Below are 15,391 nucleotides of genomic sequence, written 5' to 3'. Positions count from 1 at the left end.
AAAACGGGCGGAATGGAAAACGCATCGGACAAACCGGAAGGCCGGCGCGCGCAAAAGCGCCGGGAAACCCATCAGCGCATTGTTGACACAGGCCTGTCCCTGTTTCTGCGGCATGGCTACGAAGCGACCACGATCGACATGATCGCGAAGGCTGCCGGGATCTCGCGCAGGTCTTTCTTCTCGTACTTCGGGTCGAAGGAAGATGTGTTGCTGGCCCGCGTGGGAAGCGGCTTTCCAGAGGCGCTTCGGCTGGCCATGGCCGAACAATCGTCACAGATGACGCCGCTGGAAACTGCCAGGCAGTGTTTCATCAAGCTGGCATCAAGGTACGAAACGGATGAATCCGCAGCGGTTGATCGGCTGTTGCAGTCGACAGTGGCGCTGAGGGCGCGCAAGAACGCCCTGTTCCTGGAGATCGAACAGACCCTTGCGGACGGGATGCATGCGCTCTGGCCTGAACAGGAGTGCCGGACCGAGCTGCGCCTGGCGGCGATGGCCGCGGTCGGGGCCTTGCGCCTGGCACTAGAAGATCGCCGCAACGATGACGACGGACAGCCGCTGGAATATTACCTGGATCGCAATTTCGCGCTTCTTGCCGAGCTTTCATAAATGCACGGATGGCACGACGCCCAAACGGGGACGGTGCCTATATACGTCAACCTCGGCGGCTGTGGCGCAGCACACCGTCCGGATCAGGCGGACATGATCTGAGGCTCGCGAAATGGCGCGCCAGGGCTTCTGTCGCGATGCGGACCTTCGCGGGTCTGCCGGTCTGCGGAGACAGGACCATCATCACCGGAACGGGGGCCGATCGCCAGTCGGGCAGGACCCGGACCAGTGTGCCGCTTTCCAGCGAGGGCAGCACGTCAGTATAGACCAGTTGCGCCATACCCGCTCCTTGTTCGCACATTTGCCGTGCGGTGACCTGGTTGGTGCAGGTGATCCGTGCAGACAGGTGCAGCTCTGGGGTCTGGGTTTGGCGGTTCAGCCGGATCGTCCCCGGCGGCGCAGTACCCGGCTGCAAAGCGGTATCGGCCAAGGATGGTGAGACCGCGATCCACTGATGGGCATCCAGATCATTCTTCGTCAGGGGAATGCCATGCCTCTCCAGATAGGCTGGCGCGGCGCAGAGCACGGTTTCGAAATCGCACAGCTTGCGCGTGATCCACTCGGAATCGGCCAGCTGTCCAACTCGCAGGGCGATGTCGATCCGGGCCGCGACCAAGTCGATCATCGCGTCGTCCACGATCAGGCTGAGGGTCAGGTTCGGCCAGTCCGCAAGCGTCGGGGCCAGGGCCGGCGCGATATAGGGGGCAAAGCCCAGCGGGGCGGAAATGCGTAGCTCTCCAACAGGGGCGTCCCGGGCCTGCGCCAGGGAGTCCTTGGCGGCATTGGCCGCTGCCAGCAATTGCAGGCAATGGGGATAGCACCGCTCTCCGGCCTCGGTGAGCGACAGCTTCCTGGTCGACCGGTGAAGCAGCGCGACACCCGTCTGTTTTTCCAGCGCGCTGATGGTCTGGCTGACGGCGGACGGTGACATGCCCAGTCGCCGGGCCGCGCCGCTCATGGAGCCGGCCGAGACCGTCTCGGCGAAGACGGCAAAAGGCTTCAGGTCGTTCATTTGTTAGCCTGGCTTAAAAGATATGGTGAAAAGCGGCCGCTAATCGGCGCATCTTGAAGCCTATACTTTTGTGGGACCAATGCGAAAGAGGTCACCATGAAAGTCGCTCTGATCGGCGCAACAGGATTTGTTGGCGCCGCCACACTGAAGGAATTGCTGGATCGCGGGCATCAGGTCATCGCGGTCGTGCGCGCGCCGGGGAAGTTGGCCGCAAGGCCCGGCCTGACCGAAACAGTGGCCGATGCTTACGATGCCGATGGGATCGCCAGCGCGGTCGCAGGCTGTGACGCCGTGATCTCGGCGTTCAATCCCGGCTGGCACGACCCGGACCTCTACGACAGGTTCCTTCGCGGATCGGCTTCCATCGAACGCGGGGTCGAGGCGAGCGGCGTCAAGCGGTTCATCGTCGTCGGTGGTGCGGGCAGCCTTTACGTCGCGCCGGGCGTTCAACTCGTGGATACGCCGGAATTCACCTCGCAGGTTCCCGATTACGTCGTCCCCGGCGCCCGGGGCGCGCGGGATGCCATGGCGACCATTTTGGAGAACCGCATTCTCGACTGGACGTTCGTCAGCCCGCCGGCATTCCTCGAGGTCGGCGAGCGCAGAGGTCGTTACCGGCTGGGCAAAAATGATCTTCTGATGGAGGGTGAAAAGCCCGCCGGCATCTCTGTTGCGGATCTCGCCATCGCGATTGTCGATGAACTGGAACAGCCCAGGCATGTCCGGTCCCGTTTTACCGTCGCGCGGGAACTATAACCCATGGCGACTTCTTCCCCGCGGCCGGGATCGCAAACGGGCGGCGAGTCATGTTCGTCCCTGCTCGCGGTCTTTGTCGCCCTTGGCGTGTGCGGCTTCGCCATCGGCACGAGCGAATTCATGATCATGGGCTTGCTGCCCGATATCGCCGATGATCTCGACATTTCGCTTCCCCAGGCAGGGCATCTGGTCAGCGCCTACGCGATTGGCGTGATGATCGGGGCGCCGCTTCTAGCCGTGCTGGCCGCTCGGACGCCGCGGCGCAGGCTGCTGACCATGCTCGCGACACTGCACGGGGTGGCGAATCTCGCTGCCCTTGCCGTTGATGGTCAATCGGCCATGCTTGTCATGCGCTTTGCGGCAGGGCTGCCCCACGGCGCCTATTTCGGAGCCGCAGCCGTCACGGGCGCCTCTCTCGTCACGCCTGCACATCGCGGGCGCGCCATCGGCTATGTCATGCTTGGGCTGACGCTGGCGATGCTTGCGGGAACGCCTCTGGCGAGCTGGATCGGCATTCAGCAGGGATGGCGAACTGCCTTCGGCGCGGTCGGTGCGGTCTGCCTCGTCGGAGCTGTCATGATCCGGTTTGTTGTCCCGCAAGTGCCGGCTCCGGACGCGGCGAGCCCGTTGGAGGAATTGCGCAGCTTGGCAAAACCGCATCTCTGGCTCGCCCTGTCGGTGGTGGGGATCGGTTTTGGCGGCATGTTTTGTGTCTTCAGCTACATTGCTCCACTCCTGATTCCGGTGAGCGGGTTCAACGCGGCCTATATTCCACTGGCGCTGGCCCTCTTCGGGACGGGAGGTTTGGCGGGAACGCTGTTTGGTGGCCGGCTCGCGGACATCGCGCTGATGCGGACGATTGGCGGCTTGCTTCTCTATGCCACTGTGCTGCTTGGCCTGTTCTCTTGGCTGGCGGGCAGCGTACCGACAGCGCTTCTCAGCACGTTCCTTCTCGGCGGTATCGTCGCCATCGGGCCGAGCTTTCAGATCTGGCTGATGGATCTCGCAGGGCAGGCAAAGATACTGGGAGCCGCCCTGACCCACTCGGCAATCAACTTCGCAAACGCGCTCGGCGCTTGGCTCGGAGGCCTGACTATTGCTGCTGGCTGGGGTTTTCACTCTCTGGGGTGGACCGGGGCGCTGCTGGGACTGGGCGGATTGGCATTGTTCGCTATTGCTCGCGTCACATCCAACGACACGACGGGAAAGGATGTGAGCGATGCATGAGGTCATACTGCATTACGTCCATGACCCTCTCTGCGGCTGGTGCTACGCGGCAAAGCCGCTCGTCCAGGCAGCGCGGGACAACGGGTTGCGCATCATTCTGCATGGTGGCGGATTATGGCAAACTCCGCTCTGCCCCGATGAAACGACTCGGGAATATCTGCGGCGGAATGATGCCAGAATCGGCGCACTTACCGGTCAACCTTTTGGCGAGGCGTATCTCGAAGGATTGCTACGCGATCCTGAGACCGTCTTCTGGTCTGAGCCGACGATCGCTGCGGTGATGGCGGCCAGCGCCGTTCAGCCGCGGTCGGAATTCGATATGATCTCCGCGATCCAGCATGCGCATTATGTCCAGGGTGCACCCGTCGTCGAAAAAGCAACCCTTGTCCGCGTGGCCGCAAGTATCGGACTGGAGCAAACTGATTTTCTTTCGGCGCTCAAGCAAGCGTCCGTGCGGCAGCACATGGCAGATACCAAACGGTTCATGCAGCGTTTTGATCTGCGAGGCTATCCCGGCTTCGTACTCGAACGAAACGGGCGTTTCCAGGTGATCGAACATCAGGTCCACTACGGACACCCGGAGTCCTTTGTCGCGGGGTTGGAGGGCTCTAATACCCCGCGACGTTCCCGTGGCAAACGGCTGCTGCCGCATACCTGCTGCTGCAGCAGTTCGTGCCAGCTCTGGGCGCTCTCGCGCACGCCCACCTGGAAGCCGACCAGCTCCTTCTTGCCCTCGGGCGTCGCGCCGATGATCACCAGCATGCAGGCCGCATCGTCCTCCATGCGCGCCTGAAGATAGACGCCGTCGGCCCAGATGTAGACGTAGCGGTGCACTGAGAGATCGCGGCGCTTCCAGCGTTCGTATTCGCCTTGCCAGTCCTCCTTCAGGCGGCCGATCACCGAGGGCGACAGGTTTGGGGCGTCCTTGCCGAGCAGCGCCGCCAGGGCCTCCTGGAAATCGCCGGTCGAGAGGCCGCGCAAATAGAGAACCGGCAGCAGCGCATCGAGGCTCTTCGTCCGGCGCGCCCACTTCGGCAGGATCGCCGAGGCGAAGGTGACGCGCTCGCCTGCCAGGCCATCCACGTCGGCGGGGCCGCGATCGCGGACCTTCGCCCGCTTTACAGGAACCGCGCCGATCCCCGTCTGGATCGTCCGCTCGGGGCCATGACCAGGGCGCACGAAACGGGCGCGGCCGTCCGCCAAGCGCTCCTCCTTCATCGCGGCCAGGAACGCTTCGGCCTCCGCCTCGATCGCCTCCGCGAGCAGCCGCCGAGCGCCCTCGCGCAGCACGCTGGTCAGGGGATCGTCAATGTCTTCGGGATGCTGAAAGGCAACTATGGTGCTATCCGTACTCATGGCGTATCGCTCTCCTCGAGAGGTTCGGGCAGGCTCAGCACCCGCCTCGATACGCCGCCCTCCTCAGGCCGTCATCACCCACTTTCCAACATAGCTCCAAGACCGATCAGACCGCCATTGCCCGCATCCTCGCCGAGCACGATCGTGCTGGGTTTCTCGGCGCATGGCTACGCGAGCGCGGAATCGACTGGGCGGCCGATCTCATTCCGAATCTCAGCAATTTCGATCGTCAATCAGAGGAGGCTGCATCATGATCGACATATTCCACAACCGTGCCGTCCAGATGTCTGAAGCGCGTCTTTCGACCTACGGGCGTCTTCTGGACCGGCTCCAGTTGTTCGCTGCCAGCCTCCGTCAACGTGGTAATTGCGGACTCGAGACGATCGACCTTTATGGTCAGCCGGGTCGCCTCGAAGGGCGCGCGTCGGTCAGGTGTTCCGGCGATAATGAGCACGGAAAGCGCGTCAGAAGAGACCGAGGCCAGTTCCAGCCCGACGTCCGGGTAGGCGAAGCGCATCGTCACCTGGCCCGACAGCAGAGCAACATAGAAGTCGATCGTCCGGACAAATGCGCCCGGTTCGACGAAGATGCGGGTAAAAGTCTCGATAATCATTCCTGCTTCCAACATAGTCTCAGCACGTTCATCAGCCGTACCCGCCGTAGCTCATGTCGTCGCGCGCCTGAGCCTTTTCGAGCATCCACTGAGCGGGCTTGTCGGCAAATCGGGTCGGCCGAGTGGAGCTGATGATAATCGCAATGCGGGGTTTGTCAGTCATGATAATCGTCTCTTGATTGGTGCGAAAACAATGGCTGCGGCCATTGGCAGCAATGGTGGTGTCCGGGATCTGTCAGTGGGAGCTACGCCCCAGCCACCGGGAGAGCGAGGAGCGTTGCAGGTAAATCACCGCTCCAAGCAGGGCAGCGATCGCCACGGTATGGATCCAGTCGATATGCAGGATGGTGACCTGTGCGACGAAGGCGCCCAGATCGACAATGAGCAGGAGCACTGCCCCCAGAACCGACACGGCCGGGATCAGGAGTGCGATTGCGCCTGTAAGCTCAAGCAGACCGGTGAAATAACGAAACCATTGACCAAGCCCGACCATGTCGAATTCGACAATCATCGCTTCGCGTCCGGCGAGCTTCATGACGGCGAAAAGCACAAAGGCGAGGGCCAGCAGGATGCGGAGCGCCCAGAGGCCCAGATGCGCCGTGCGGTTTTGGGTTCGGGGTTCAACGGCCAACGTATCTCGTTCCATTTCGATAGCTTTCATGTTGGTTTCTATATGTAACCAACATACAAATTGTTATCGCTCGAAAAAAGGAGGCACTTTCCTGCCATCAGGTCACCAAAAGGAAACCGGGGGGCGTGGCGCATTCTGCGCCACAGTCACGCCGGACCCGGTTCAGGATGCGGCGGCTTCGCGCTCCTGCGGAACGACGGCAGGGCCGAACCGGTAGCTTGAGGTCGTGATCGCGCCCATGAAGTCCCTCTCGTAATAGACGCGGGCCCCGGCATCCGTACCGGCGGCGCCAACCGCGACCATCAGCGGGATCAGGTGATCTTCCTGCGGGTGAGCGGCGCGGGCGGACGGCGCGGTCTCCCAGTGCAAGAGGCCTTCGCGGCGCTGTTCCGGCGACGACGTCACGAGCGTCTTCATGAGCCATTCGTCGAACGCGGCCGAGTCGGCGGCGCCCGCGCCGTTCCTGATCGAGCGCGTGTCGTGGAAGCTGAACCCGCTGCCGATGATCAGGACGCCCTCGTCGCGCAGAGGCGCGAGCAGTTCGCCGACCCTGATATGCTCGGCAGGGTCGTAGCGCGCGTCGATCGACAGCTGTACCACCGGCATCTCGGCTTCCGGGTACATCGGATACATCAGGGTAAAGGTGCCGTGATCGTATCCGCGGATCGGGTCCAGGCCCGTGCGAACCCCGCCGTGATCGAGCATGTCGCGCACCTGTTCGGCCAGTTCGGGATCGCCCGGCGCATTGTATTGGATGCGATAGGTGTGTTCGGGAAAACCGCCGTAGTCGTAGAGCATCGTCGGACGGGCGGCCGAAGACAGCATGAATCCGTCTGCCTCCCAGTGGCCCGACACCATCAGCACGGCGCGGGGCGCTTCGCCAAGCTCGCGCCGTACGCCGATCAGCGATTGCTCCAGTTGGATATAGGGATCGCCCGTCGGCCGCCTCAGCCATGGCCAGGGGCCTCCTCCGTGGGAGAGGAAGTAGGTGGGAAGCTGCGCCTTCGTCATGTCGTTCGCCTTGTTAAGCTGATCTTAGGCGGTTACAATTCGATACCAAATTACATATCGCGCTCGGTTTGGTTCAAGGAGGCACTTTGCAGACACCAGATAACCAAAAGGGAACTGCCAATTGCGTGCTGATTGGCCGGATGTTGTCGCAGATCACCGACAAGTGGACGGTGCTCATCATTCGCGTGCTTGGTCGCGGGCCGCACCGCTTCAACGCCCTTCGCCGCGAGGTTGGCGAAATCAGCCAGAAGGTGTTGGCAAGCTCATTGCGGGATCTTGAACAGAACGGTTTCGTCTCCCGCGCCGTGACGCCCACGAATCCGCCTCAGGTCGAGTATGCGCTCACCGATCTTGGCCGGGAGTTTCTCTGTCCGATACGCGGTCTGGCCGAATGGGTGCTGGAAAACCACGCGCGTATAGAAGATGCCCGCTCGGATTATGCATCGCGCCGTGAAGGTGGCACTCACACTGATTAAGCTGGACAGATGAGGGCTCTACTTCCAACGTTCCGGGGGCGCCCTACGGACGCTTACCAAGGAACAGGCCCCGCTTCGTTGAAGAAGCCCATCGTGGGACCGGTTTCATCGCTGGTCGCCAGCCAGACGATCACCTCGGCGGCTTCCACGACCGTGTGGTTGCCCGAGTGGTTGGTGAAATCGGTCTTCGTCCAGCCGGGATCCGCGCTGTTCACCCGAATGCCGAGGGGCTCGAGTGCCTTGGCGAGCGAAACCGTCACGCCGTTCAGCGCAGCTTTCGAGCTGTTATAGCCCAGAAAGTTGGTGCCGTAGTACGGATTGTCCGGGTCCGTCAGCCAGCCGAACGAGGCGAGCCCGGTGCTGACATTGACGATGTTTCCCCTCTCGGCGGCCTGAAGAAGCGGCAGGAACGCATAGGTAACCCGGATCGGACCGAATACATTCGTTTCATAGACATTGCGAATATCGGCAAGACCTTGATCGAGCGGTGCCGCGTAGTTGCCGGGGATGCCGGCGTTGTTGATCAGGACGTCAAGCTTGCCATCCTCGGCCATCACGCGTTTGGCGGCGGCCTTGACGCTGGCGTCGTCATCCACCGCGATCTGAACAAAGACCACGTCGTGCCCGACATCGCGCAGGGTCTGCGCAGCCGCTTCGCCACGCCCGTCGTCGCGGGCGCCGAGCCAGACGCGGTAGTCCTGTTCCCCCAGTCGGCGGGCGGTTTCGTATCCGATGCTCTTGTTCGCGCCGGTAATCAGAACGTTGCGTGTCAAGGTTGGTCTCCATCATTGCCGTTCGCGCCTAGCCATGCCGTGGCGCTTGGCAAAGCTAGGTGGGCCCGAAGTCGAACTGAATGCCGGAAACTCCTCGGATTGTGCCTGATCCTCCGATGCGGTACGTGATCGATAGATAGTCGAAAATGTGCGTTCTTGCTGTTCGGAAAAGCGAGACTCATGAGCCTGAACGAGACGGCAACGGCGGTACTGGGCGAATACGGCGGCGAGGATGGCTACTTCACGACGCGCATACCCGGCTTGAGTGTCATGAAGTGCAGCAGCCCCACGCGGCCGCAATGCATGATGTATCGCCCGTCGTTTTGCCTGATCGTCCAAGGCGCCAAGGCGGTCACCGTCGGGGATACACGCGCCGTTTATTCCACGGGCCAGTCCATGGTCATCACGGCGGACGGGCCAACCACCAGCCACATCATCGAGGCAACCCCCGAGCGTCCCTTCATCGGCTTCGGCTTGGAATTGAACATCGCCGACATGCGCGAGGTGATTGACGCGCTCGGGATATCGGCTGCCCCGGGGCAGGACCAGGTGTTCGACCTTTTCGTGAGCGAGACCAGCGCCGCCGTCGCGGACTGCATCGGCCGGCTCGTCGATCTGGCGGAGCGGGCGCGCGGGTTGGACATCCTGCTGGCCTCCGTGATGCGGGAGGTCTATTTCCGCCTGCTGACCGGAGATGACGGGGACCGGATCGCCCGGCAGGTGGTCATATTGGGACGGGCAGATCGCATCGCACGTGTCCTCCATTATATCCGCGCACGGTTCGACTATCCGATCAGCATTGATGAACTCTCCGCCTTGGCGAACATGAGCCCATCGTCGCTGCATCATCACTTCAAGGCGGTGACCTCGATGACGCCCTTGCAGTTCCAGAAGCAGCTCAGGCTGATCGAGGCTCGGCGCCTGCTGGTGAGCGAGGGGATGAATGTGGCACGGGCCGCCCACCAGGTCGGGTATGAGAGCGCATCGCAATTCAGCCGCGAATACAGTCGCATGTTCGGGCTGCCACCCGCGCGGGATACCTCGGGCTTCTTCGACCAGCTCCACGCCGCTGAATGAGGCCATCGACCTGCCGATTGACATATCGGGGCCCCGTTTCCTGAGGGCACCCCGGCCCGGCCCCAATGTCTGTCATGGTCAGGGGACACCGGCAGGTCCGAACGCCTCCGCTCAACTTGCCGATCCTGACCGTTGGCAGCAGGCTGGGCCGCCGCTATTCTTCTTTGGAATGGATAGGGTCGCCGCACTTCAGTTTTTCGTCCGGGTCGTGGAAAGCAGCAGCTTCTCCCAGGCCGCGCGCGAGCTGGGGGTCGGGCAGCCCGCCGTCAGCAAGCAGGTCGCCGCGCTCGAGCGAAGGTTGGGCGCGCAATTGCTGAACCGTACGTCACGCGGATTGCGGCCCACGCCCGCGGGCGCGGATTTCTACGACGACGCGGTGCGGGTGCTCGGCGAGCTCGACGAGGCGGAAAGCCGCGTCGCAAGCGGTCACGGCCGGCCAAGCGGCATAGTCCGGGTTGCGGTCCCGCCGATGCTGACCGCCATGATGATCGTTCCGAACCTTGAGGAATTTTTCAGGCGCTTCCCGCGCATCGCTGTCGAGTTCACCGCGTCCGAGCGTCACGCCGACCTCGTGCAGGAAGGCCTTGATCTGGCGATCCGCGTGGGCAATCTCGACAGTTCCGGGCTGTTGGCGAAAAAGATCGGGAACATGCGGATCGCGACCGTGGCCAGTCCGGCATATCTGGCACGCCATGGATTTCCTGTGACTCCGGCGGACCTCAACGAACACCAGCTTGTAACCAATCGACACCGTGGAGCGATCAACAACTGGCATTTCTCGACCGCCGAGGGCGAGTTTGCGATGCCTGCAGCAGGACGGTTCGGCAGCAATGACCCTGCCGACATACACGCTGCCGTGCTTGCGGGCCTGGGGATTGCCCAAGGTGCGCGCGGCGTGTTTGAGGAGGACCTTCGTGCCGGTCGAGTGATGGAATTGCTGATGGACTTCGCGCCCGACCCGCTTCCCATCCACGCGCTGTACAGCAGTTCGCGGATACCACAGCGAGTCCGGGTTATAACTGATTTCATCACTCAGTGCGTCAACAGGCATTCGGACTTCCGGCTTCAACAAGGCGCCATTCCGGATGGGAATGGAAGCTAGTCCTGCCACCCGCCTACTGCACGGGTGACATGCTTCCCAGCTAACAGCGGCACCGCTCGTGTGGGGCGGGAGCGCGCATACCCGTGGTGACTAGACAAAGATTTCGGTGCGCATCGCCCAATGGGGCGAGCATGCCAGTTCAGCTCTTTGAGTAAACGCGCTTCAGAATGCAGAATATGTAGAAAGAGATGTTGGTAGAAATGACGAGAATGCAAGGAAAGAAAGTCTTCATCACTGGTGCAGCTCGAGGGCTGGGCGCAGCCTACGCGAAGCATTTCGCCGCCAACGAGGCGCACGTGATCATCGCCGATATCAATGAGAGCGGTGCGCAGAACATGGCTGACGCAATCGCCAAGGAAGGCGGCACGGTGATGGCCTTGCCCATCGATGTCACTGATGAGTCGTCGGTTGGCGCCGCGATAGAGGCCGCTCGGTCTCAATTCGGCGGTGTCGATGTTCTTATCAACAATGCCGGCGGCGCCTTCACCGATACACCTGCAGAGGAGGTTTCACTCGCTGACTGGAACAAAACGCTCGCTTTGTGCCTCACCGGAACCTGGCTCTGTTCGCGAGCTGTCATCCCGAGCATGAAGGCGGCCCGGGCTGGAAGAATCATCAACACTGTGTCGACCACTACCGACAGGGGGTTTCCAACTTTGATGGTTCCCTACATCGCAGCCAAGGGAGGTGTGGCAACCTTGACCCGAGCACTTGCCCGCGAACTGGGTGAATTCGGCATCACGGTGAACGCTATATCGCCTGGGATGTTTGTGGCAGATCATGGTGAAGCCCATGTTCCTCTCGCCAAGAAGATCATGACGGAGCAGTGCATTCCACGGCTTGGAATTCCGGAAGATCTTGTCGGGGCAGCGGAGTTTCTGGCTTCTGACGCTTCTTCTTACGTTACCGGCCAGATATTCAATGTCGATGCTGGTTGGACGATGAGGTGAAGGACTGGATTATTGCCCGTAAGCGCCGGTGGCGTAGATGTGAGGAATGACGGAAGGCAGCCATGGGAGCCTATTGCTGAAGGTGGTGGAATTGGGAGCCTTCGACCTGGTCTTTGGACCATCGACGGTGGCCCGCGTCCACCACTTTGCAACTGTCTCGGGATTGATCCCAGGTTACCGCCTCACCATCGCGAGCGGAGATTTCCACAGCCACCCGTGCCGCTGTGACAGCGTGGATGGTTGGGACGCTCCCGCGACAGACCGACCCTGTACGGCGTCCGTCCAATTCAACGCAAAGGGTCGCCGCCAAATCGGGGGCATATGCCTGACTACCTGCGCGACAGAAGACTGAGCAGCAACTCCATGCTCGTGGCGACGGTGGAGAGGCCCTTTTCCGGGCGCATTGCCCCGTCGCTTTCGATCGCAAGAAGACCGTGGGCACTGGCGAAGATGAGGCTGGCCAGCGTATGACTGGGAGCGTCTGGTAAATAACCCGCTTGTTGGCACGCCTCAACGATCGCGCGCAGGTGCTCGAAGGTTTCTGTGGCTGCGATTCGTAGCTCGCCATCGGCGGACGCGGTGTCCGGGTTGTTGAAGAGCAGGCGGTAGCGCGCGGGCGTTTTCTGATGGAAGTCGATCGTCAGCGCGATGGTGTCCGACAATTTGTCCTTCGGTGAGGTCGACGCCTGCCGGATGGCCTGCATCGCCATGGCAAGATCTCTGAATGAAGCGGTCGCAACCGCGGCCAGAAGGGCGCTGCGGTTGGCGAAGTGCTTGTAGGGAGCATTATGAGAAACCCCCGCGGCGCTGCCGACGGCGCGGAGGGTCACGGCCCCTTCGCCGCCCGAATCCAGCAGGTCGGCAGCCGCCTCGATCAGTCTTTCGGCCGTTGTCTTCGTGATGGCGGCACCTCTTATGCCTGCGGGTGAGTGAGTGCCTCCATCTGATTCCACAGTTTGGCGGCTCGCTGCGTATCAAAGGACAAAACCGAAGATCGCGCCTCCTCGAACTCGCCTGAATCACACTGGAAATACTTTCCAGAGCCGTTGGCGAATGCCGGGTCCGCCGCAAGCCTGGCCAGCATGGCGCCGGAGAATTCCAGCGAGCCCATCGTGACACCGATCCGCTTGAACAGCCATCGCGCCGCCGAGGTTTTCATCAGCCACTGCGCGGGTCTCGGCATGCCGCGGATGAACCCGCTGTCCGGGATGAAGCCAGGATCGAAGGCAATCGACGCGGTTCCGGCGCCAGCCCGTCGCAGACGACGGTGCAGTTCATACGCAGTCAGAACATTGCACAATTTCGATGTCGAATAACGTTTGCCTGCGGAAATCGGAGCCGCCCCATCCTTGCCCGCGTTCGCCAGAACGATCGCGTCCGGCTCGACCACCTTGCCGGCCAGCTTGCCATCCATCGTGTCCGGATCGTGGGTGCCGCTTGCCGTGAAGATAATCCGTCCGCCGTCGGCGATCTTGTCCGCCACAAGCTCAAGAAGGTGGAAATGCCCAAGGCAGTTTGTGGCGAATGTCAGTTCATAGCCATCTTCAGAGTAAGCGACGGGTCCATCGAAGCGACCGCCCGCATTGCACAACACGGCGTCCAGCGAGGCGAGGTGGCCGGATTCCAGGCGAGCGACAAGCTCGGCGGCGGCCTGCCTTACAGATCGCAAGGAGGAAGTATCCAGCGGGAGGGTGGTGACGTCCACACCGAAATCGCGTCGGAGATCGGTGGCGGCACGTTTCATCTGATCCGGGCTCCGTCCGGCGAGCAGGATGTTCCATTTGTAGCATGATGCCAGTCGGCGCGCGGCTGCATAGCCGATGCCGCCATGGCCGCCGGTGATCAAAACTGTAGGCATGAAATTCCTCGCGATGTTGACAGTGTCAACCAATCACGAGTCGGTTGACGTTGTCAACATACAGCCTTTCCCGACCCTGGCCGCGTCCCGCCGGCCTGGTCCAGGGTTCGGCTGAACTCCAAGATGGCAGTCTCCATTTCGGCGCAAAGCGTTTGATCCCTTGATGCCTTGCGTAAGATAGATGCGCCCACCATCGCCGCCATCAGCACCAGACGATCCGGCGACACCGGCTTGCCGGCGACCGTTTCCGCCAGAAGACCAAGCCCCTGTTCATACGCCGCGCGAAAGGCGCTGTCCTGGGGTGCGCGAGCCGCATCCATTGCCAGCGTAGCCATTGGGCACGCCTCGGCCAAAGGCTTGGGGGCCAGATAGTACGCTGCCAGATCGTATGCGCCTGTTTCCGCACGCTCGTCGAGCACGCGTTGAGCGCCCTCGAAGGCAAGCGTGCAAGCCTCTGCCAGCAAAGCGTCCTTGGACTCAAACTGCTTGGCGAAAGCGCCCTGCGTCAGCCCGACCGAGGTCATTACCTCGCGTATGCCGACGCCCTCCACACCCTTCTCGCGGATCAGATCCGCCGACGCCTCTAGCGCAGCGCGCCGGTTCTGACCAGCCTGCTGTTTGGATACACGACCCATTTTCGCCCTCGACTCTATAAATGACGTATGTAATCTATCAAATTAGATAGCAGATGTCATCTAAGGAGAATGGTATGGGTTTGCTGGATGGAAAAGTCGCGCTGGTAACGGGCAGCACGTCGGGCATCGGTGCGGCGAGCGCGCTGCTGTTTGCGAAAGAGGGGGCGCAGGTCGTGCTGACCGGGCGACGTGTCGAGGACGGTGAGGCGCTTGTCGCGGAGATCAAGACAGTTGGCGGCGACGCCTTTTTTGTTCAGGCCGATCTGAACGTAATCGAGTCCATTCCCGAGGTGGTCGCCGCTGTGGTTGAACGCTACGGCAGGCTCGACGTCGCCTTCAACAGCGCCGGCACCGCGACCGGTGGCCCGCTTGCGACCATGACCGAAGCTGAATGGGACCGCGTCAACGACACCAATCTGAAATCCGTCTATTTCTGCCTCAAGGCGCAGGCGGAACAAATGCAAGCCCAGGGCGGTGGCGGCTCTATCGTGCTGAATGGCTCGGTGCTCGCAAATATCGCCTTTCCGGGCACCACGATCTACAGCGCGAGCAAGGGTGGGATCACCGCAATGGCGCGCGCAGCCGCTGTTGAGCTCGGTCCGCTCGGCATCCGTGTCAACTCCATCAACCCATCGATCACCCGCACGCCGATGACCGAGAGCATGATTTCGGCCAACGAAGACGGTACTGAAACCCACCCGTTCGCGCCCGCGGGCAGCATTCCACTTGGCCGCTTGGCTGAACCTGAGGAAATTGCCAACGCAGCCCTGTTCCTGCTTTCCGATCGCGCATCCTACATCAATGGTCACGCGCTCGTCGTCGATGGTGGTCAAAGTGTGATGTGAAACCGTGTCGCCTATTCTGCGCGGCCCATCGCGATTTGCAGCGGTACTCCGATTTGAAGTGATTAAGGGCTCCCAGCCACGGCTGGTGTAAATGGCATCGCCAAAAATCAGACGGCAAAGCTGCTTCGAAAACTGAAAGAAGTGGCTGGTGGCCATGAGGCTCATGCGCCACTGATCGTGCTCATGGACCGGGTCAACTTGATGACACCTGAGAACACTCACCTAAACTCGTTCATGTATGAGCCAATCCTCGACATGTCTGCAGAATATTTGGCGCAGCTTCACAACGAACTGATTGCGGCTTGCGCAGTTTGATGCTTCTGCTCACCAAGGAAAACCCGCTTGTTCCCCTCGGATCCGCCTTCCTTCGCTTTGTGCGAAGGCGGCTCCGAGGGAAACAAGCTCTCTTAGGTGTCTATCTCTACCTATCTATTGAGAGCGGAGAGCGTACCAGAGGTCG

16 protein-coding genes and 3 pseudogenes are annotated in these 15,391 nt (G+C 61.5%); 9 read left to right on the top strand and 10 right to left on the bottom strand.

All coding sequences use genetic code 11. The annotated features are described in order from the left end of the window. The first annotated feature begins 12 nt into the window (after positions 1 to 12). Complete coding sequence (locus HNS03_RS01605; protein WP_367192584.1) at positions 13 to 609, top strand: TetR/AcrR family transcriptional regulator; 597 nt, start codon at positions 13 to 15, stop codon at positions 607 to 609. Between the two features lie 46 nt (positions 610 to 655). Here the strand turns inward: HNS03_RS01605 and HNS03_RS01600 are convergent, their stop codons facing one another. Further along, positions 656 to 1,621, bottom strand: coding sequence for a LysR family transcriptional regulator (locus HNS03_RS01600; protein ID WP_367192582.1), 966 nt, complete (start codon positions 1,619 to 1,621; stop codon positions 656 to 658). A 96-nt stretch (positions 1,622 to 1,717) separates the two neighbouring features. Here HNS03_RS01600 and HNS03_RS01595 point away from each other — a divergent pair, with 96 nt between their 5' ends. The 3 genes and pseudogenes from HNS03_RS01595 to HNS03_RS01585 all read left to right on the top strand — a co-directional run. Further along, positions 1,718 to 2,377 carry an NAD(P)-dependent oxidoreductase gene (locus tag HNS03_RS01595; RefSeq protein WP_367192581.1) on the top strand — a complete coding sequence of 220 codons (660 nt, stop codon included), beginning with the start codon at positions 1,718 to 1,720 and terminating at the stop codon, positions 2,375 to 2,377. Positions 2,378 to 2,380: 3 nt separating this feature from the next. Continuing rightward, complete coding sequence (locus HNS03_RS01590; protein ID WP_367192579.1) at positions 2,381 to 3,604, top strand: MFS transporter; 1,224 nt, start codon at positions 2,381 to 2,383, stop codon at positions 3,602 to 3,604. Further along, positions 3,597 to 4,085, top strand: a pseudogene (locus HNS03_RS01585) (DsbA family protein); the annotation flags it as partial. The gene HNS03_RS01590 and the pseudogene HNS03_RS01585, both read left to right, overlap by 8 nt. A gap of 182 nt (positions 4,086 to 4,267) precedes the next feature. On the opposite strand, the pseudogene HNS03_RS01580 reads toward HNS03_RS01585, so the two are convergent. From HNS03_RS01580 to HNS03_RS01560, 5 genes and pseudogenes are all read right to left on the bottom strand, one after another. Next, a pseudogene (locus HNS03_RS01580) lies at positions 4,268 to 4,960 on the bottom strand (transposase); the annotation flags it as partial. 229 nt (positions 4,961 to 5,189) lie between these two features. Continuing rightward, positions 5,190 to 5,573: a VOC family protein gene (locus HNS03_RS01575; RefSeq protein WP_367192578.1), complete on the bottom strand. Its 384-nt coding sequence runs from the start codon at positions 5,571 to 5,573 to the stop codon at positions 5,190 to 5,192. A gap of 52 nt (positions 5,574 to 5,625) precedes the next feature. Further along, positions 5,626 to 5,736 (bottom strand): annotated as a pseudogene (locus tag HNS03_RS01570) (FMN reductase); the annotation flags it as partial. A gap of 72 nt (positions 5,737 to 5,808) precedes the next feature. Then, positions 5,809 to 6,234, bottom strand: coding sequence for a DoxX family protein (locus tag HNS03_RS01565; RefSeq protein WP_367192576.1), 426 nt, complete (start codon positions 6,232 to 6,234; stop codon positions 5,809 to 5,811). Between the two features lie 132 nt (positions 6,235 to 6,366). Then, positions 6,367 to 7,215 (bottom strand): class III extradiol ring-cleavage dioxygenase, encoded by an 849-nt coding sequence (locus HNS03_RS01560; protein WP_367192575.1) that lies wholly within the window; start codon positions 7,213 to 7,215, stop codon positions 6,367 to 6,369. 140 nt (positions 7,216 to 7,355) lie between these two features. Here HNS03_RS01560 and HNS03_RS01555 point away from each other — a divergent pair, with 140 nt between their 5' ends. Next, positions 7,356 to 7,691: a winged helix-turn-helix transcriptional regulator gene (locus HNS03_RS01555; RefSeq protein ID WP_367192808.1), complete on the top strand. Its 336-nt coding sequence runs from the start codon at positions 7,356 to 7,358 to the stop codon at positions 7,689 to 7,691. 53 nt (positions 7,692 to 7,744) lie between these two features. Here HNS03_RS01555 and HNS03_RS01550 read toward each other — a convergent pair whose 3' ends face one another. Next, entirely contained in the window at positions 7,745 to 8,464 is a 720-nt protein-coding gene (locus HNS03_RS01550; protein WP_367192574.1) for an SDR family oxidoreductase, read from the bottom strand. Between the two features lie 180 nt (positions 8,465 to 8,644). Here HNS03_RS01550 and HNS03_RS01545 point away from each other — a divergent pair, with 180 nt between their 5' ends. The 3 genes from HNS03_RS01545 (at position 8,645) to HNS03_RS01535 (ending at position 11,593) form a co-directional block, all read left to right on the top strand. After that, positions 8,645 to 9,541 carry an AraC family transcriptional regulator N-terminal domain-containing protein gene (locus HNS03_RS01545; protein WP_367192572.1) on the top strand — a complete coding sequence of 299 codons (897 nt, stop codon included), beginning with the start codon at positions 8,645 to 8,647 and terminating at the stop codon, positions 9,539 to 9,541. A 169-nt stretch (positions 9,542 to 9,710) separates the two neighbouring features. Next, complete coding sequence (locus HNS03_RS01540) at positions 9,711 to 10,643, top strand: LysR family transcriptional regulator (protein ID WP_367192571.1); 933 nt, start codon at positions 9,711 to 9,713, stop codon at positions 10,641 to 10,643. 188 nt (positions 10,644 to 10,831) lie between these two features. Next, on the top strand, positions 10,832 to 11,593 hold the full coding sequence (locus HNS03_RS01535) for an SDR family NAD(P)-dependent oxidoreductase (protein ID WP_367192570.1): 762 nt from the start codon (positions 10,832 to 10,834) through the stop codon (positions 11,591 to 11,593). Between the two features lie 329 nt (positions 11,594 to 11,922). Here the strand turns inward: HNS03_RS01535 and HNS03_RS01530 are convergent, their stop codons facing one another. From HNS03_RS01530 to HNS03_RS01520, 3 genes are read right to left on the bottom strand one after another with little or no spacing between them, the layout of a single operon-like run. Then, the gene (locus HNS03_RS01530; protein ID WP_367192569.1) at positions 11,923 to 12,546 is read right to left on the bottom strand and encodes a TetR/AcrR family transcriptional regulator; all 624 of its coding nucleotides are present in this window, start codon (positions 12,544 to 12,546) and stop codon (positions 11,923 to 11,925) included. Then, positions 12,507 to 13,484, bottom strand: coding sequence for an SDR family NAD(P)-dependent oxidoreductase (locus tag HNS03_RS01525; protein ID WP_367192567.1), 978 nt, complete (start codon positions 13,482 to 13,484; stop codon positions 12,507 to 12,509). Before HNS03_RS01525 ends, HNS03_RS01530 begins: the two co-directional genes overlap by 40 nt. A 20-nt stretch (positions 13,485 to 13,504) precedes the next feature. Continuing rightward, positions 13,505 to 14,086: a TetR/AcrR family transcriptional regulator gene (locus tag HNS03_RS01520; protein WP_367192565.1), complete on the bottom strand. Its 582-nt coding sequence runs from the start codon at positions 14,084 to 14,086 to the stop codon at positions 13,505 to 13,507. 74 nt (positions 14,087 to 14,160) lie between these two features. On the opposite strand from HNS03_RS01520, the gene HNS03_RS01515 reads away from it, so the two are divergent. Continuing rightward, positions 14,161 to 14,931, top strand: a complete 771-nt coding sequence (locus tag HNS03_RS01515; RefSeq protein ID WP_367192563.1) for an SDR family NAD(P)-dependent oxidoreductase — start codon at positions 14,161 to 14,163, stop codon at positions 14,929 to 14,931. The last annotated feature ends 460 nt before the right edge of the window (positions 14,932 to 15,391 follow it).

This window comes from Amorphus sp. 3PC139-8, assembly GCF_040750475.1.
GTDB lineage: Bacteria > Pseudomonadota > Alphaproteobacteria > Rhizobiales > Amorphaceae > Amorphus.
This window is presented reverse-complemented; position numbering and strand designations above follow the sequence as displayed.